Annotated in this window: 16 protein-coding genes and 1 tRNA gene; 5 read left to right on the top strand and 12 right to left on the bottom strand. The window is 38.6% G+C overall.

The features are described from left to right. Together ON09_RS15895 and ON09_RS15890 are read left to right on the top strand one after the other, a co-directional pair. Positions 1 to 1,868 (top strand): glutamate synthase-related protein (locus ON09_RS15895; RefSeq protein WP_010602052.1); only part of this gene is annotated, 1,868 nt, incomplete at its 5' end. Positions 1,869 to 1,871: 3 nt separating this feature from the next. Next, positions 1,872 to 3,338, top strand: coding sequence for a glutamate synthase subunit beta (locus ON09_RS15890; RefSeq protein ID WP_010602051.1), 1,467 nt, complete (start codon positions 1,872 to 1,874; stop codon positions 3,336 to 3,338). Positions 3,339 to 3,700: 362 nt separating this feature from the next. Here ON09_RS15890 and ON09_RS15885 read toward each other — a convergent pair whose 3' ends face one another. The 8 genes from ON09_RS15885 to ON09_RS15850 all read right to left on the bottom strand — a co-directional run bounded on the left by ON09_RS15885 (position 3,701) and on the right by ON09_RS15850 (position 8,964). Beyond that, positions 3,701 to 4,900 (bottom strand): DUF763 domain-containing protein, encoded by a 1,200-nt coding sequence (locus tag ON09_RS15885; RefSeq protein ID WP_029204386.1) that lies wholly within the window; start codon positions 4,898 to 4,900, stop codon positions 3,701 to 3,703. A gap of 101 nt (positions 4,901 to 5,001) precedes the next feature. After that, positions 5,002 to 5,075, bottom strand: a tRNA-Arg gene (locus ON09_RS15880). A gap of 108 nt (positions 5,076 to 5,183) precedes the next feature. After that, positions 5,184 to 5,621: a Fur family transcriptional regulator gene (locus ON09_RS15875; RefSeq protein WP_010602049.1), complete on the bottom strand. Its 438-nt coding sequence runs from the start codon at positions 5,619 to 5,621 to the stop codon at positions 5,184 to 5,186. 11 nt (positions 5,622 to 5,632) lie between these two features. Next, on the bottom strand, positions 5,633 to 6,082 hold the full coding sequence (locus ON09_RS15870; protein ID WP_029204385.1) for a hypothetical protein: 450 nt from the start codon (positions 6,080 to 6,082) through the stop codon (positions 5,633 to 5,635). Next, positions 6,079 to 6,522, bottom strand: coding sequence for a hypothetical protein (locus ON09_RS15865; protein ID WP_010602047.1), 444 nt, complete (start codon positions 6,520 to 6,522; stop codon positions 6,079 to 6,081). Before ON09_RS15865 ends, ON09_RS15870 begins: the two co-directional genes overlap by 4 nt. Then, on the bottom strand, positions 6,522 to 7,727 hold the full coding sequence (locus tag ON09_RS15860; protein WP_010602046.1) for an ABC transporter permease: 1,206 nt from the start codon (positions 7,725 to 7,727) through the stop codon (positions 6,522 to 6,524). The genes ON09_RS15865 and ON09_RS15860 overlap by 1 nt, the downstream gene beginning before the upstream one ends. Then, positions 7,727 to 8,353, bottom strand: coding sequence for an ABC transporter ATP-binding protein (locus ON09_RS15855; RefSeq protein ID WP_010602045.1), 627 nt, complete (start codon positions 8,351 to 8,353; stop codon positions 7,727 to 7,729). The genes ON09_RS15860 and ON09_RS15855 overlap by 1 nt, the downstream gene beginning before the upstream one ends. Before the next feature lie 224 nt (positions 8,354 to 8,577). After that, on the bottom strand, positions 8,578 to 8,964 hold the full coding sequence (locus tag ON09_RS15850; protein WP_010602044.1) for a MerC domain-containing protein: 387 nt from the start codon (positions 8,962 to 8,964) through the stop codon (positions 8,578 to 8,580). Positions 8,965 to 9,163: 199 nt separating this feature from the next. Between ON09_RS15850 and ON09_RS15845 the strand changes: the two genes are divergently transcribed. From ON09_RS15845 to ON09_RS15835, 3 genes are all read left to right on the top strand, one after another. Continuing rightward, positions 9,164 to 11,620: a TonB-dependent receptor gene (locus ON09_RS15845; protein ID WP_010602043.1), complete on the top strand. Its 2,457-nt coding sequence runs from the start codon at positions 9,164 to 9,166 to the stop codon at positions 11,618 to 11,620. Between the two features lie 154 nt (positions 11,621 to 11,774). After that, positions 11,775 to 12,215 carry a PaaI family thioesterase gene (locus ON09_RS15840; protein ID WP_010602042.1) on the top strand — a complete coding sequence of 147 codons (441 nt, stop codon included), beginning with the start codon at positions 11,775 to 11,777 and terminating at the stop codon, positions 12,213 to 12,215. A 100-nt stretch (positions 12,216 to 12,315) separates the two neighbouring features. Continuing rightward, entirely contained in the window at positions 12,316 to 12,558 is a 243-nt protein-coding gene (locus ON09_RS15835; protein WP_010602041.1) for a hypothetical protein, read from the top strand. 75 nt (positions 12,559 to 12,633) lie between these two features. Here ON09_RS15835 and ON09_RS15830 read toward each other — a convergent pair whose 3' ends face one another. The 4 genes from ON09_RS15830 to ON09_RS26170 form a co-directional block, all read right to left on the bottom strand. Then, positions 12,634 to 13,905, bottom strand: a complete 1,272-nt coding sequence (locus ON09_RS15830) for a nucleoside recognition domain-containing protein (RefSeq protein WP_010602040.1) — start codon at positions 13,903 to 13,905, stop codon at positions 12,634 to 12,636. Between the two features lie 114 nt (positions 13,906 to 14,019). Further along, positions 14,020 to 15,723, bottom strand: coding sequence for a S9 family peptidase (locus ON09_RS26180; RefSeq protein ID WP_238533710.1), 1,704 nt, complete (start codon positions 15,721 to 15,723; stop codon positions 14,020 to 14,022). Continuing rightward, positions 15,720 to 16,550, bottom strand: coding sequence for a TolB-like translocation protein (locus ON09_RS26175; RefSeq protein WP_238533709.1), 831 nt, complete (start codon positions 16,548 to 16,550; stop codon positions 15,720 to 15,722). Before ON09_RS26175 ends, ON09_RS26180 begins: the two co-directional genes overlap by 4 nt. Next, on the bottom strand, positions 16,526 to 16,879 hold the full coding sequence (locus ON09_RS26170) for a hypothetical protein (RefSeq protein WP_238533708.1): 354 nt from the start codon (positions 16,877 to 16,879) through the stop codon (positions 16,526 to 16,528). Before ON09_RS26170 ends, ON09_RS26175 begins: the two co-directional genes overlap by 25 nt. Between the last annotated feature and the right edge of the window lie 317 nt (positions 16,880 to 17,196).

Here is a 17,196-nt window from a genome sequence, read left to right as displayed (position 1 = left end):
ACGTACACACTTTTGGTTCCATTTCCCATGAGGCACACTCAACCCTAGCTATTGCAATGAACCGCATTGGTGGTAAAAGTAATACCGGCGAGGGTGGTGAGGATGAAATGCGCTACACCAAGATGGAAAATGGCGACAGCATGCGTTCGGCCATTAAACAGGTGGCCTCTGCTCGCTTTGGCGTAACCAGTTACTATTTAACTAATGCTGATGAGCTACAGATAAAAATGGCTCAGGGTGCAAAACCTGGTGAAGGCGGACAGTTACCTGGTCACAAAGTGGATGATTGGATTGCAAAAGTTCGTCACTCTACACCAGGAGTAGGTTTAATTTCACCTCCGCCACATCATGATATTTATTCAATTGAGGATTTGGCTCAGTTGATTTATGATTTGAAAAATGCCAATCGTGCGGCTAGAATTAATGTAAAATTAGTTTCTAAAGCTGGTGTGGGTACCATCGCGGCAGGTGTGGCGAAGGCACATGCAGATGTAATTTTGGTTTCCGGCTTTGATGGTGGAACTGGTGCATCGCCGCTCACGTCGATCCAACATGCTGGTTTGCCATGGGAATTAGGCTTAGCAGAGGCGCATCAAACATTGGTGAAAAATAAACTGCGTAACCGCATCGTTTTACAAACCGATGGACAGTTAAAAACGGGTAGAGATATTGCCATTGCAGCGTTATTAGGTGCTGAAGAATGGGGTGTGGCAACTGCCGCGTTAGTTACAGCTGGTTGTATCATGATGCGTAAGTGTCACCTGAATACCTGCCCGGTTGGTGTAGCTACACAAGATCCTGAATTGAGAAAATTGTTCAGCGGTGATGCGGATCACGTAGTGAATTTATTCCATTTCTTAGCAGAAGAGTTACGTGAAATTATGGCTGAACTAGGTTTCAGGACCATTCATGAAATGATTGGTCAGGCAGATATTTTAAAAGTACGCGAATTGCCTGAAGAAGATTGGAAACTGAAATATTTAGATCTATCTGCAATTCTTTTCAAAGCTGAAGATAATGGTTTGCCATTGTTCAATACCGAAGAACAGGATCATGGATTAACGCATGTATTGGATCATCAGTTAATTGCAGCTGCACAGCCAGCAATAAATAATAATGAACCTGTTTTTGCAAGTTTCAACGTTAAAAATACTGATCGTTCATTAGGTACAATGTTATCGAACGAAATTTCTAAAGTTCATTTAGGTGCGGGCTTGCCACCAGATACCATCAACTTTAAGTTTGTAGGATCTGCAGGACAAAGTTTTGGCGCTTTCAACACACGTGGGGTAACATTATCTCTTGAAGGGGAAGCAAATGATTACGTGGGTAAAGGTTTATCAGGTGCTCGTTTAGCCATTTATCCCTTCTCAAATTCAACTTTCATTCCTGAGCAAAATATCATCATTGGCAACGTTGCACTTTATGGCGCTACTTCTGGTGAATTATATGCCCGTGGTAAAGCTGGCGAGCGTTTTGCGGTTCGTAACTCCGGCGCAACAGCTGTAGTAGAAGGTGTAGGCGATCACGGTTGTGAGTATATGACTGGTGGAGAGGTGTTAATCCTTGGTGATACCGGAAGTAATTTTGCTGCTGGTATGAGTGGCGGTGTGGCCTGGATTTATGATGCTAACGGAACTTTTGCCCGTAAATGCAATAAGGAAATGGTTGATCTTGATCCTTTACAAGCCGAGGATGAAGAGAGAATATTAGCTTTACTTAAAACACATATCCGTTTGACGGATAGTAAAGTTGCTGAGTTTATCTTAAGTGATTGGAAAACTCAATCAAATCATTTCGTGAAAGTATTCCCTAAAGAATACAAAGCAGTTTTAGCAAAACGTAATCAACAAGTAAAAACACACTAAGCCATGGGAAAAGTAACAGGATTTCAAGAATACGACAGAGTTGCGCCCACCAGAGAAGAGGCTAAAACTCGTGTAAAACACTACGGGGAATTTTTAAATGAATTACCCGCTCAAGAATTAAATAATCAGGCAGCCCGATGTATGGATTGCGGCGTTCCTTTCTGTCAATCGGGTTGCCCTTTGGGTAATGTGATTCCAGAATTTAACGATGCCGTTTACCAAGCAAAATGGGAGCAAGCTGCCAACATTTTGTTAAGCACCAATAACTTTCCGGAATTTACCGGTAGAATTTGTCCTGCACCTTGCGAATCTGCATGTGTACTAGGAATCAATCGCCCTCCGGTTTCCATTGAGGAAATTGAAAAACACATCATCGAAATTGCCTTTGAAAAAGGTTTTATTAAAGCCAAGGCACCGTTAATTAGAACCGGTAAAAAAGTCGCGGTAATTGGTTCAGGTCCGGCGGGTTTAGCAGCTGCTGCTCAATTAAATAAGGTGGGGCATGAAGTTACCGTTTTTGAACGTGATGATGCTCCAGGTGGCTTATTAAGATACGGAATTCCTGATTTTAAATTGCAGAAAAATGTGGTCGATCGCCGCATTGATTTAATGAAGGAAGAAGGAATCATTTTCAGATGCAACGCTAATGTTGGCGAAAACGTTGAAATTAGCACATTGTTGAGAGATTTTAATGCTGTTGTTTTAGCAGGAGGTTCGACCATTCCCCGCGATTTGCCGATTGACGGTCGTTCAGCTAAAGGCGTTCATTTTGCTATGGACTTCTTAAAACAGCAAAACAAGCGTGTGGCGAACAGAGAAGTTGTTGCTGAAGAAATAGTTGCAACGGACAAAAATGTGATTGTGATAGGTGGTGGCGATACAGGTTCTGATTGTATTGGAACCTCAAACCGTCAAGGCGCAAAATCGATAACCCAGTTCGAAATTATGCCAATGCCGCCACAGGCACGTACGGCGAATATGCCTTGGCCAAATTATCCCATGCTTTTGAAAAATACTTCTTCGCATGAAGAGGGTGCACAAAGAGCTTGGTCTGTTAATACAAAAAACTTTATAGCCGATGAAAACGGAAATCTGAAAGCATTAAAAGTTGTAGATGTAGAATGGGAGATTGATGCTGTTGGTCGTCCGGTTTCATTCAAAGAGGTTGCCGGAACAGAAAGAGATCTGCCATGTGAACTGGTATTTCTGGCAATGGGTTTCCTGCATCCACAAAAAGAAGGATTAATTGAAAAATTAGGCGTTGAATTGGATAACCGAGGAAATGTAAAAGCATCGGAACATTCCTATCAAACCAATATTGCAAAGATTTTTGCAGCAGGTGATGTTCGCCGGGGACAATCATTAGTGGTTTGGGCAATTTCTGAGGGTAGGGAAGCAGCCCGTAAAGTAGATGAATACTTAATGGGGGTTACGAAACTTGCATCTCGTGATGCAGTTGCCTATGCATAATTACCAGGTTTTTAATTTTTATATTTTAGAGTCGTGGTTTTTTGCCACGACTTTTTTTGTAACCAGAATAATCTATATTAATTTTTCGCCGCGGAAACACAGAACGCTCGGAATGGGTTCAAAATACTATCTTAAGTTCAATCCTGAACTTCGTCAATGCTAAATTTAATCGATAAAATGACTTTGTGTGATGATGCAGACCCATCGTCATTGCGAGTTCCGATTTTTCATCGGAACGTGGCAATCTCATTTTAGCAAATAATATCATGAATGAGATTACTTTAATCATTGAAAAATCGATCTCGCAAAGATGGAAAGTTAACGATATGCTGAAATTACTTCATCATTTTTGGCAAGACCTATCAAAACAAACTTAATTGTCCGGATGGCCTTTTTTCTTCTCCGAAGACCGTTTTGCCACCATATTTCCAGCTTTCAGCCTTTTCTTTTGCGATAACTTTATCAAAATCCATATTTGGAACAAAATCCTTTTCTGCATTTTTAGCGATCTGATGTAAAGCTTTGATCGCTTCTTTTTTATCAGTATTCCCGATTTTAGCCTTTTCAATTGCTTTATTCAAAACGCTTATCGTTTCATCGTAAACATTCACGGGTACAGGGAAAGGATGTCCGTCTTTCCCACCATTTGCAAAAGAATAACGGGCAGGATCAGAAAAACGTGAAGCTGTGCCATAAATCACTTCGCTAACCAAAGCCATCGATTGAAGGGTTCTCGGGCCCATTCCCTCCAATAATAATAATTCCTCAAAATCGGCAGGTTTCTTCTCCTGGGCCAGCCATAAAATACTGCCTAATCTTTTCAGGTCGACATCTTTTGATTTCACGTCGTGGTGTCTCGGCATCACTAATTTTTGTACCTCTGCAATCATATGGTTCGGCGATTCTTCGGTCATGTCCATTATTGTCTTTCTGGTTAGGTCGGCTTCGTTTGCCGTGAGATTGAGGATGTTTCCTTGATTGATACCGCAAATTCCGGTATGTGGTTCTTCTACAAATGATTTGAGGTTTTCCGAATGCCAATGATAACGTCGGGCTGTTGAGTTTGCATCGCTCATGCCTTGCTGAACCACCGCCCAATCTCCATCACTATTTAAAATAAAACTATGGAGATACAATTGAAAACCATCTTGAATGGCTGTATTATCCACTTTAGCACTCAATTTACTTGCCCTAACCAGTTTCGTTCCATCTAACCCTGTTTGATCTCCAATTCGCAGCAATTCATTTGGGGTTTCTCTGCTAAACTTTCCTTTTCCACCACAAATATAAATACCGAGTTCTTTTGAAAGTGGATTGATGGCTCTCTTTAATGCACCCATTACAGCGGTTGTTATGCCCGAAGAATGCCAATCCATTCCCATTACAGCGCCAAGACTTTGAAACCAAAAGGGATTGCTTAATCTGCGAACAACTTCTGCCATGCCATACTCCATTAAGATAGATTCTGTAACTGCTAAGCCGAGTTTAGCCATGCGTTGCGCCAGCCACGGCGGCACCTGGCCATAATGTAAAGGTAAATCTGCGCTTCCTGATCTTTTCAATGCTAACAAATTTAGTAAAAAAAAATATTTAAAGCGTGTTAAGATTGGAAATGATACAAAAGAAAAAACCTCCAACTTTTTTAAAGTTGAAGGTTTAGATGTACCCCGGAAGGGATTCGAACCCCTGACCCACGGTTTAGAAAACCGTTGCTCTATCCAACTGAGCTACCGAGGCCCGTTTTGTAACGAGTTGCAAATATAGAAGTTCTATCGAATAAGCAAAAATAAATTTTAATTATTTATGCTGATTTTTTGCCCCGTATTTTAAAGCTTTAAAAACTAATTAATTAGCTTCATTACATTCCTTACAAATACCCGAAACGATTAGGTTCATGTCTTCAATTTTAAATCCCTGTTCGATTTTTAGTGTTGGTATTTTAACATTATCGAGGCAATAAACGCGTAAACAGTTGTTGCAATTAAAATGAACATGCTCATCATGATGATGATGCGCTGTACAAGAATTTGAACAAATGGCATAATTTGCGGTTCCTTGTTTATCCAAAACACGATGGATAATTCCTTTTTCTTCGAAAGTTTTCAAAATTCTATAAAGCGTAACCCTGTCGATATCCTTTCCAATTACATTCTCGAGATAAGGCTGTGATGTTGCAGAATCTCGGTGAGATAAAACATCTAAAACCTGCAACCTTGCGCCAGTTCTCTTTAAGCCATTTCTGACTAATAGATCTTCATATCCTTGTATTTCAATTTCGTTCATAATACCTCAATTTAAATAATCAATTTTGCATTTACAATCGAAACCGGCGGTTGATACGTAGCATTATCATTGGTGAGTTTTAAAATTCCTTTCACTCTAATCGGCTTCTCCGTAAATGAAATAGCATTTTCCATTTCAATCATAATCATAATAGGAACACCATTCTGGCCACAAAAATAACATTGATTTATCGGTAATGTTGCCAATAAGAATTTTTGTTGTTTCTGGCTATTTTTGATGGGAATTAAATAACCTCTCAAATCAAATTCTTTGTTCTTAAATCTATTTATAGTTTCTCCGTAAATAGGAAGTAATTCATTCTTTTCATTGAGCTCAAACTTAACCGTTCCGATTACATCCCAGTTTAATGATTTTATCTGATCGCTAACATTGTGTTTTTTAGTCTGCCCAGCTGCTCCATGGTAAATAAAAAGCATCAAAAGGATTGATAGTATTCTCATCTTACTTGCGTGGCACCCAGTAAAAAGAATTCTGACCTATTATCTCCAGAATTATTAATTACAAATTTACCTTTTATTTTAATTGGTTTTTCCGTAAACGGTAATGGTGTAGCCATTTTTACTTCCACCATTGAGGGAATATCGCCGGTACCACAAAATGGACAAGATTCTATCGGAACGATAGATAGCAGGAATTCAGAGAACTTTGAACCAACTTTTGTTGGATAAATATAGCCTGGTAATTCAATAACCTTGTTATTTAAAGCCAGCAGTTCTGGTGGGAATATGCTTACCCATTTCAAAGGCTCAACCTGTTTTTCGTATCTCAAGCCTATTAAATTCCAGTTAGCAGTTCGCATATCTTTATGCACCTTAACTTGCGCTTGCGTTACAAAGACCGAAGTCAGGATTAGAATGAAGATGATTGTTACCTTTTTCATTATTTATCTTTTGAAAGTGTGCGGGCAATATCTACGCGATAAGTTTGTAACGCCGGAATAATGGAAGCGATAATTCCAATAAATAATCCGGCGATGATGAGGTAAAATTCATCATTTACAAAATATAAACCAGTTAAACGGGCTTGAGCTGATTCCTGATACATACCAATAATTTGTATGGCCAGATGCCCGATAAAGAGCCCCAAAATTGCACCGCTTACAGTAATCAGCAATCCTTCGATCATCACTAAGAAAAACAGTTTGGATTTTGAAGCGCCCAGGCAGCGCATAATGGCTAAATCGTATTTCTTTTCTTTCATTGAATTATAAAGACTGATGAATACACTCATTGCCGATATAGCCATAATCAAAACGGCAAACCATTTTAAGGTTTCGATACCCACGCCAATTAAGGAAAAGAGTCTGGCGCTTTCCATTGCTGGCGATGCGGCCTGCATGTTGGTACTTTGATTCACCATTCGGGGAAAAATCACCACCGACATTGGAGAACGGTATTGAATAAGAATGGAAGTAATCTCTTTATTATCAATTTCAGCTTCTTCTGGATGCACATCATGGTCATCATGATCCGGCTCATGCATTTTATACACACTTCCAATGTTAGTTAATATCAAATTATCCGTAACATTTCCTTGTATCTGCAAAATGCCGGTAACTGTATATGCATGGTGTTTATGTTCATCGCTTGCATCACTTAAGCCATGTGCACCAAAAAACTTATCACCAACTTTTAATTTTGCTTCTGCTGCAACCGTGCTGCCGATCGTGGCTTCCAAATCCTTACTCCAGAATTTTCCAGCTGAAAGTTTTAAACCATATAATCCTACAAAGCCAGAATCAGTCCCAACTATGCGGTAACCCTGGTAATTATCGCCCAGCGCTAAAGGAACTGCCTTTTTCACCATCGGATTCTGCATCAACTCTGTAGCATCTTTTAAGGGAATATTGCCTGTTGGAAAATCAATATGATATATGCTACTCAAAATTAATTGAAGCGGACTTCCTTTTGCACCGACAACCAAATCAATATCCTTCGCGTTCTGTTCTAGTTTATTTCCAATTTGTGTGGATGCCAGAAAGAGGATCGAAAGTATCGCGATACCAAATGCTACCAGAATGATGTTAAGAAACGTGGTAAGTTTGTTTCTTAACAGGTTTTTAGTACTTAGTTTTAGTATGTTCATTACAATAGATATTCCTTGCTGATTCGATTCCTAACTCGTTTGTCGTGTGTGGCAATAACAAGTGAAGCATGATTTTCTTTTGCCTGTTCTGTTAATATATCGATTACATTCTCCGCATTTTCATCATCCAGGCTTGATGTTGGTTCATCGGCAATGAGTAATGAGGGATTGTTAAGTAAGGCTCTGGCAATGGAAACCCTTTGTAACTGGCCCTGACTTAATTCATCTGGGAAATTCCGCTTCTTGTTTTCTAAACCTAATGATGCTAACAGACTAAATATACGGGCTTTATCAAGTTTAATACCTGCTAATGAGGAAGCCAGGGCCACATTATCATAAATATTCAGGCTTTTAATTAAATGAGGTTTCTGAAAAACGATTCCGATATTTTGTCCGCGAAAGCGGTCCATATCTTTCAATGATAACGAATAAATCTCAGTTCCATTAAGCTTTACCGATCCTGATGTGGGTTTCAGCAAACCCGAAACAATATTCAGGAGCGTACTTTTTCCGCTTCCAGAAGCGCCGAGTAATAGCCATTGCTCTTCATCCTGTATTTCCCAGTCGGTAAAATTTAGATTCGGACCATTCTGATATTGATGTGTTAAAGACTGAATGCTAATCATAGCTTTTTTAATGTTTTGATATACTGAATATTTTTGATTGCATAATTGCGATAAAGTTCTTGAGCGTTGTTGGTCGAATGTTTGCAAGCGGGATTCATGGTGCAAATAAAAGAAAGCGAAACAATAAATAGCAGTTTAATTTTTTTTTGCATGGTACAAATATATAATCCTTTTGTAGTGGAGAAATTGTTTCAATGTTTTTGATACAAACCTAATATTCGCAGTTAGTGATGGTGCTTGCAACTTCTGTTTAACTTCAGATTAAGAAAGTGTGCTCCGGCAATTGTAAAACCGCCAACTGGGATAAGTATAGGTTCAATTAAATCTATCTCTGATAAGTGACCAATCAGAATAAACATGAAGCCGCATGCTAAAGTGATAATCGGGTAAGGATTGCGATGAATTTGCCGATAAGATTTACTTAATGACCATACACCGAGGATCAGCGATAACAAAATCATACTCATCTCTAGAAGTGGAGTAGCCAGAAATTCTAATCCCCAAAGTGGGAGCAGGGTTAAAAAAAATGGCAATGCCGCACAATGTATTGCGCAGGCTGTTGAAGCCGTAATCCCAATTTTGTCCAGATTAATTGTTTTGAAATTCTTCATTTTGAAATATTATGTTGCAAATATAAAAGCAATTTTGTTGCATTTGAATACTTTTTCCAGTTATTTGCAACTAAATTGCATTTACGTGATATATTCATACTTTGCCAGGTTTATTACCTCAGCTTAAAATTATAATTTGATATATTTAAAAATAAATTTAGATTTGTCTAAAAATATATTTAGATAAATACCGCATCCCATGAAACTTCTACTTTTATCGTTCACTTTTTTGATTTTTGGCTTGGTTGCTTCAGCACAAAATGGCTTTATTAAGGGCTCTATCACCTCAAATGGGAGTCCCGCCCCAAACATCACCATTAAAGTTGTCGGGAGAAATCAAATAACTAAGTCAGATCAGAAAGGATTCTACATATTAAAAAATCTTCCAACAGGTGCCCTGGAATTGCAATTTTCTGGTGTTTCTTACAAAACGAAACGAATACAAACGATGGTAGAAAGTGATACGTTAATGATATCAACTGATCTTAGTAGCCTGGAGTCGAATTTAGACGAAGTAGTTGTTACAGGAGTAAATAGAGCTACTGCATTACGAAAAAGCCCGGTGCCGATTGCTGTGCTAACCAAAAAGACAATGGATCAAAATGTGAATACGAATCTTATTGAAGCCATTGTGAAAGGTGTACCAGGAGTAACTGCGGTTACTACAGGACCAAATGTTTCGAAGCCATTTATCAGAGGTTTAGGCTATAACCGGGTTTTGACATTATATGATGGCTTACGTCAGGAAGGTCAGCAATGGGGTGATGAGCACGGTATTGAAGTTGATGAGTATGGTATTAGCAGGGCAGAAGTAGTAAAAGGTCCGGCCAGTTTAACGTACGGCTCTGATGCATTAGCTGGGGTGATCAATATGATTCCTTATACGCCAATGCAAGAAGATGGAAAACTTACAGGAGATTTTACAACAAATTTTCAAAGTAACAATGGTATGGTTGGCGCATCGCTAGGGTTAGCCTACATCAAAAATGACTGGAAGTACAGTTTCAGGGCAAGCGGAAAAGCAGCGCATAACTATTATAACAAAGTTGATGGGTATGTATTTGGAACTGCATTTAGAGAATACAATGTATCTGCAAGCGCAAGGGTAGATAAATCATGGGGATATTCGAAAACCGCAATAACCTACTACAACAATTTGATGGAAATTCCTGATGGAAGCAGAGATTCGCTTAGCAGAAGATTTACCAGGCAGGTTTTGGATGATGGCGATGATATCAAGAACAGGCCATTGGTTTCAGACCAGGATTTGAAACGCTATTCGATTAATCCTTTACATCAACACATACAGCATTACCGGTTTTACAATGCCAGTCAATTCAAATTTGGATCAAGTGATTTAAATATCTTAATGGGCGGTCAGCAGAGTGTACGCAGAGAGTACAATCACCCCACAGCACCTAAACAGGCTGGCCTTTATGTAGTTTTAAATACTTTAAACTACGATGTTAAATATAATCTTCCTGATTTTGCGGGTATTGAAAGTACACTTGGGGTAAACGGAATGTACCAAAGTAACCGAAGTAAAGATGCCACAGATTTCCCTATTCCTGATTATGATCTTTTCGATATTGGAGCTTTTTATTTCGCAAAAAAATCTTTTGGCAAGCTTGATATTTCCGGAGGTGTTCGAATGGATCGAAGAAACATTAACTGGAATAATTTCTATGTCGGAACGGATGCACAAACAGGTTTTGGCCGCAAATCTGATGTATCAGATGAAATGGCTGATTTACAATTTCCATCATTTAATCGGAACTATTATGGTTTTTCGGGTAGTATTGGGCTTACATATAATCTCTCTGAGAAATTCTTATTTAAGGCTAATATAGCACGTGGTTATCGAGCACCAAACATTACCGAAATTGGATCGAACGGATTGGATCCTGGTGCTCACATTGTATATTTAGGAAACAGAACTTTTAAGCCTGAGTTTAATCTGCAGCAAGATATTGGTGTAATTGCCTACCTGCAAGATGCAGACATCAGTCTTGAAATTTTTAACAATAACATTCAAAACTATATTTATCAATCTCGGTTAACCGACGAAAATGGAACGCCGGTAGTAGTGGTGCCTGGCAACTTAACCTATCAATATCAACAATCCAAAGCCCGTTTGTATGGTGCCGAATTGTCGGTTAATTTACACCCGGCCTCAGCTAAATGGTTAAACTTTAATAACAGTTTTGCCTATGTTGTCGGATTAAACAAAAATGAAGAATTACTGAGGTTGCATGGTAGGGAAGCAAAATACTTACCTTTTATTCCGCCTCTGCAAATCAGATCTGAATTGAAGGCTACGGCACAAAAATCTATTGGCGTTTTTAGCAAACCTTATGTTAAAGTTGACGCTGTATTGTTTGCCGATCAGAATAAATTTTATGCCTTAGACAATACCGAAACTTTTACTAAAGGCTACACGCTGTTTAACGCAGGAGTGGGTTCGCCAATAAAATCAAAGTCTGGGAAAACTATTTTGGATCTTTTCGTTCAAGTTGATAATATCTTTAATGTGGCCTATCAATCTCACCTTAATCGTTTGAAATACTTTGAATACTATGAAGCTTCGCCCAATGGTCGGTCGGGAATTTATAATATGGGCAGAAATATGAGTTTTAAAGTTGTAGTGCCCTTTTAGGCAAAGGTAAAATGAAAAATGGATGAGCTGTATGAAAAGAATTAATAAGATTGAAAGGAATTTTATCTTAAATTTCATCAAGCATTAAATTTGTTCCATTATCCATGTTCCATAATTATTATCTTTATGAGATAGATTAATAATTTTAGATCGAATGGAAGCAACATTAAGCGAGCAAAGATTAAATTTTCTTAGGCAATCAATAGGCAAAATCATTACGGAATCTCCTTCAAATTTTATGAATTGGCTGGCTCCGGTATTGGTTAGGGCCGAAAGCGGGATTTTAGTGTGTAAATATACCATTCGTAAAGAAATGACTAATCCATATCAAATATTGCATGGAGGTGTTACAGCTGGTATAATTGATGATTTGATCGGGGCGACGGTATTTACCATGGGTTTAAATGATCGTTATACCACAGTAAATAATTATATCGATTACTTTGCGCCAGCAAATGAAGGTGACGAAATTGTAGCAGAAACCTCAATTGTTAAACGCGGAAAGACGATACTAAATCTTCAATGCGAAATATATTTACCTTCAAAAAAGCGTTTAATAGCTAAAGGTTATTCGAACATGTTAAACATAGGTTAACACATTCTTAATTGCCTTAAAATAATTTGTTAATTCCTTTAAATTAGCGAAACATTCTCATTAATACATTGTTGTAACTTAACCAAAAATATAATGAGCCATGTTAGAAAATTATTCCACACTGCAATTTATTGTTAGAGGCAAGATTTTTAAAGGATTTTGCATGCGTATTCAAGATGACTTTCATGAAACTTATGCTGTTGTTTTAGATGGCTACCATTCTTTTTGTATCTGGTTAGATAATAAAAATGAGAAATGGTGTGCTTCAAAAAACGTTGCTATTGATCCAGATGCGATTGATGAAATTATCAATAGGATATCGCCTCGTCCTCAAGTCTCTTAACCTTACATCGAATAATGCTCAGAAAAAATCCCTGCCTAATGCAATAATTAAGGCAGGGATTTTTTATGGATAGACTTATCCGAAGAAAAGATAAGCCAAACTAATTGCGGTACAAACGCCCACTAAATCGGCTAGTAACATGGCGCCAACCGCATAACGTGTATTTTTGATGCTCACGGAACCGAAGTACACGGCGATAACGTAGAAAGTAGTATCAGAAGCACCCTGAAAAATACCTGATAACTTGCTAGGAAACGAATCTGCGCCATAAGCGGTCATGGTATCAACCATCATTCCCCGAGCTGCACCACCGCTCAATGGCCTGATCAAGGCTGTGGGAAGTGCCTCAACAAAACGGGTATCTGCACCCAGATAAACAAAAATATTTTTAATGCCCAGAATTACCACATCGAAAGTTCCGCTTGTGCGGAGCATACTGATGGCAACCAACATCCCTACCAAATAAGGAATAATTTTAACAGCAGTATCAAAGCCATTTTTAGCGCCATCGATAAAGGCATCGAAAACATCAATTTTCTTGTACAGTCCACCCAATACAATTACCAGGAAAACAAATAGAATGAGACCGTTGCTTAGTAAGCCTGAGAATGATTTAATTCCATCAGCATTTAACGAAGTAACATAAAAAACCAGCAACGCAATTACGGCAGAGATGCTAAAAACCCAGCCAATAATAACAGGTTGTAATAAGTTGATTTTTTGTTTAAAAGCCACAATTAACATGGCGGCCATAGTACCCACAAAGGTTACAATCAGACAAGGAATAAAAACATCAGTAGGATCTGACGCATTTTGTGAAGCACGGATAGCAATTACGCTCACCGGAATAAGACTTAAGCCAGCTGCGTGAAGACATAAAAACATGATCTGGGCATTAGACGCGGTGTCTTTACTGGGATTCAATTCCTGCAAACTTTCCATGGCTTTCAACCCGAAAGGCGTTGCGGCATTATCCAGGCCGAGTAAATTGGCAGAGAAGTTCATGATCATGTGCCCCATTGATGGATGTCCTTTTGGGATTTCTGGAAAAAGCTTCGAGAAAAAAGGACCAACGATTCTTGAGAGTAACCGAATGCCTCCGGCTCTTTCCGCAATACTCATGAAACCCATAAATAACGCTAAAATTCCAATCAGTTTCAGGCACAGTTCAACAGAAGTCCAACAGGTTTCAATGATGCCATTTACCTTGGTCAAATTTGTGGGATCATCAGCTTTACCAATTACCATCCAACTGAAAATTTCAGACTGTCCGAAAAAGAAACACTTTACCGCTGCCACAAGAATAGCGATAACAATAAATCCAGACCAAATTCTACTTAATGCCATTAGGGTTTTCTAGTTTGTTTTGAAGTTGTAAAATAGGTGTTTTACTTGAAAGTCCATAATCCATAGTTTGAACACTATGAATTATGGACTTTCGGTTAGAGATTCCCTACTTAGTTAGGGTTTGTCGTCTGTTAATTCGAAACCCCAGGTTTTTCCTTTTTCAGTTGCCGGAATTCCAGTGGTCATCCATGCCGGAGCTTTTGCACCTTTTAAATAGTAATCGAAAAACTGTTGTTCACGAATCTGGATATCTTTACGGTTTTGGCGTTGAACAAGGTTGTGGGCTTCTCCATTGTAATTTAACATCCAAACTGGTTTGCCCAAACGGCGAAGTCCAGTAAACATTTCAATCCCTTGATACCAAGGCACTGCTCCATCAGCATCGTTGGCCATTACGACAACCGGTGTATTCACTTTAGGAAACATAAATAATGGTGAGTTTTCTGTATACAATTCCGGTTTTTCCCATAAAGTAGCACCGATTCTGCTTTGTGTTTTTTCATACTGAAACTGGCGGTTCATTCCACTTTCCCAGCGAATACCACCGTAAGCCGATGTCATGTTTACTACTGGAGCACCTGCCCATGCAGCAGCATACATATTGTTTTGAGTAATCAGGTAAGCCACTTGGTAACCGCCCCAACTTTGACCCTGGATACCGATTTTGCTTCCATCAACCCAGCTGTTTTTCTTTAAACTTTCTACTCCTGAATTGATATATTCTACAGCTGATTGACCTGGATGGCCAGTTTCGTAGCTAATGTCAGGTGCGAAAACTAAATAACCATTACTCACAAAAAATGAAATATTTAAACGAGATGGGGTAGGTGCAGGTGCCTGATAGGTATATAAACCGTCAGACAGTTTCTCATAAAAATAAGCAATCATTGGATATTTTTTGTTTGGATCAAAGTTTTCTGGCTTGTATAAAATACCTTCAGCTTTGTAGCCTTTTGGCGTAGTCCATTTTACCAATTCTGCAGTTCCCCAGTTGTAGTTTCGTTGTTGAGGATTGGTATTGGTTAATTTGGTTTCGGTTTTGAAATCGGAGGTAACATAAACATTCGGCGATTCTGTATAGCTCGCCTTGTCGTAGATGAACACATCAGCATTTTTAGCTTTTGCCAGGTTTGAATATTTATATTTTGCCATTACCACTAATTCAGGCGCTTTAACTGCTCCAATATTTGTGCGGTAAAAACCGTTTTCTTTGGTAACATTATTGAAACCATCAAGCCAAACCAGTTCATTTGCCTTCACGAATTTATTATCAACCATTCTGTTAAATGGATTGTTGTCTTGTTCTACACGTTCATAACGGAAAGTAATTTGATTTGCCCTTCCGAAACCGGCCGTAATATTTTTTGGTTGCGATTTTCCATCTGGAGAAAAAGACCAAATATCATATCTGTCATTAAGCAATACAGCTTTGTCACCTTCTGTCCACGTGGCTACACCGTAAGCTGACGGAAGATCAGGAACGTCATTATCTTCATCCACAAACTTTACATTCAAGCTCTCGGTTAAGGCAACAGTTTTGCCACTTGCAACCACGTAAGTGTACCAGTTTCCATTTTTTCTATCAAAATATAAAACGTAATTACCACCCGGCGAAGCCATAGCATATCCGTTTAATTCTGAGATAATTTTTTTCCGTTGACCGGTTTTCGTATCAACCAGATAATAATCTTTTGATGTAGAACCGCTCCATTGAGATTCTACTCTACGGCCGTAATCTGTTGAGGCCAATACAAAAGCAGCATCTCCTTCAGCAACCATATTAGCATCTGGTAGCGTTAGATCAGTTAAAGGAATCACTTTAGGATCGCTACTAAAACATCGATAACTGAAAGATAACTTTTCTTACTATCACGATCTGCATTTTTCAATTGCATTGGCTGCAAATAATCATCCTTGTAATTCCACACGTCAACCTTTGCTACTTCGAAATCAACAATTGTGGTGTCTTTAGCTTTTTTAACAGGAGAGATGCCGAAAAATAATTTCTTGCCATCTTTACTGAAACTCACTCTTCCATCGCCATTTACCGACCATTTAGCTGGTAAACCTGGCATATCATAATCAACAATGGTTTGCGCAGTGTCTAAGCTTAAGGAGTTATAGTAAACGTTATAATTTTTAATTTCCTGTTTCTCCGGATCTCGTTCGCCAACAAAGGCAAGGTGTTCACTCTCCTCATCAAATGCAAAATTTTTGAAACTTCCTTTCCCTTTAATCAAAGTTTTAAGCGTTCCTTTTTCAGTGTTCAATAAAAATACGCCTTGTGGGGCTGTTTTATCTTTTTTAGATCCGCTGCAAGCGAAAACCAACTGTTTACCATCTTTACTGAAAGAATAATCCGTAACATATTTATAAGTTTTATCAACTCCAGTAAGCAGGTTTTTCACAATTAAATCCGTTCCTTCCTCAGTTTTACCTTTTCCAGCTGGCTCGTCATCTGCAAAATCCATATCCGAATCTTTTTTCTCAGCTGGCTTAGTCGCTTTTTTAGCGGTATCAGGCTTCTCGGTTAAATAGGCAACAAAACCTGTTCCTTCTTCGGGAAATTTGAACGACTTTACTCTGGCCACCTTAGTAATGGCATTTGTAGTTAAGTTGGCTATACCCAATGAATCTTTTGGCATTTCATCAGCTTTCTTTTTTTAATTTTTGCCTGACGGAGATCTTTATTGAAAGGGCGAATATTAAAAACAGCGAATTTAGAATCATTGCTAAACTGGGAATTCATGCCTCTTGGTATGTTTAACTTAGCATTGGTTTTTAGGTTGGTGATGTAGAGTTGCGCATCGCCTTCTTGCTGAGTCACACTGTACATTGCCCAGGCGCCATTATTTGATAATTGCTTTGTGCCCACAGTTTCCCAGGCATCATAAACGGTATGATCCAAGGGTTTTTTCTGTGCATAAGCAAAGCTGACAACGAAAAATAGAATAATAGTTAGTCTCTTTTGCATTTTCTAAAATGAATTAATTTGTTGGTTGAGATTTAATCTTCTAAAATTGGAAATTTTTAGCTGATTTGAAAACTTGTACGCCAAATATTACAATTGAAGGGGTTTTTATGACTGATGAATCGAACTTTCGACTAAGATATAGTAAGAAAGAGACTCTTCGCTGTGCTCAGAATCACGGCAATGAGTATAAGCCGAGAAACACGGCTAATAATGTGATTTATCGGTTTGCTGTCTCATCAACCTAAACTGCAAAAAAAATCCCCGATCAACTGAATGGTCGGGGATTCATAATAAAATAACTTCAATAGTGTGTACGT

The sequence above is a fragment of the Pedobacter agri PB92 genome (assembly GCF_000258495.1).
Lineage (GTDB): Bacteria > Bacteroidota > Bacteroidia > Sphingobacteriales > Sphingobacteriaceae > Pedobacter > Pedobacter agri.
This window is presented reverse-complemented; position numbering and strand designations above follow the sequence as displayed.

Excerpts from the sequence above, each read along its gene's own strand:
- ON09_RS15840 (WP_010602042.1), top strand. The coding sequence starts at position 11,775 with ATGGAAGCAACATTAAGCGAGCAAAGATTAAATTTTCTTAGGCAATCA.
- ON09_RS26170 (WP_238533708.1), bottom strand. The coding sequence starts at position 16,879 with ATGCAAAAGAGACTAACTATTATTCTATTTTTCGTTGTCAGCTTTGCT.
- ON09_RS15835 (WP_010602041.1), top strand. The coding sequence starts at position 12,316 with ATGTTAGAAAATTATTCCACACTGCAATTTATTGTTAGAGGCAAGATT.
- ON09_RS26175 (WP_238533709.1), bottom strand. The coding sequence starts at position 16,550 with ATGCCAAAAGATTCATTGGGTATAGCCAACTTAACTACAAATGCCATT.
- ON09_RS15845 (WP_010602043.1), top strand. The coding sequence starts at position 9,164 with ATGAAACTTCTACTTTTATCGTTCACTTTTTTGATTTTTGGCTTGGTT.
- ON09_RS15850 (WP_010602044.1), bottom strand. The coding sequence starts at position 8,964 with ATGAAGAATTTCAAAACAATTAATCTGGACAAAATTGGGATTACGGCT.
- ON09_RS15870 (WP_029204385.1), bottom strand. The coding sequence starts at position 6,082 with ATGAGAATACTATCAATCCTTTTGATGCTTTTTATTTACCATGGAGCA.
- ON09_RS15830 (WP_010602040.1), bottom strand. The coding sequence starts at position 13,905 with ATGGCATTAAGTAGAATTTGGTCTGGATTTATTGTTATCGCTATTCTT.
- ON09_RS15890 (WP_010602051.1), top strand. The coding sequence starts at position 1,872 with ATGGGAAAAGTAACAGGATTTCAAGAATACGACAGAGTTGCGCCCACC.
- ON09_RS15865 (WP_010602047.1), bottom strand. The coding sequence starts at position 6,522 with ATGAAAAAGGTAACAATCATCTTCATTCTAATCCTGACTTCGGTCTTT.
- ON09_RS15855 (WP_010602045.1), bottom strand. The coding sequence starts at position 8,353 with ATGATTAGCATTCAGTCTTTAACACATCAATATCAGAATGGTCCGAAT.
- ON09_RS15860 (WP_010602046.1), bottom strand. The coding sequence starts at position 7,727 with ATGAACATACTAAAACTAAGTACTAAAAACCTGTTAAGAAACAAACTT.
- ON09_RS15875 (WP_010602049.1), bottom strand. The coding sequence starts at position 5,621 with ATGAACGAAATTGAAATACAAGGATATGAAGATCTATTAGTCAGAAAT.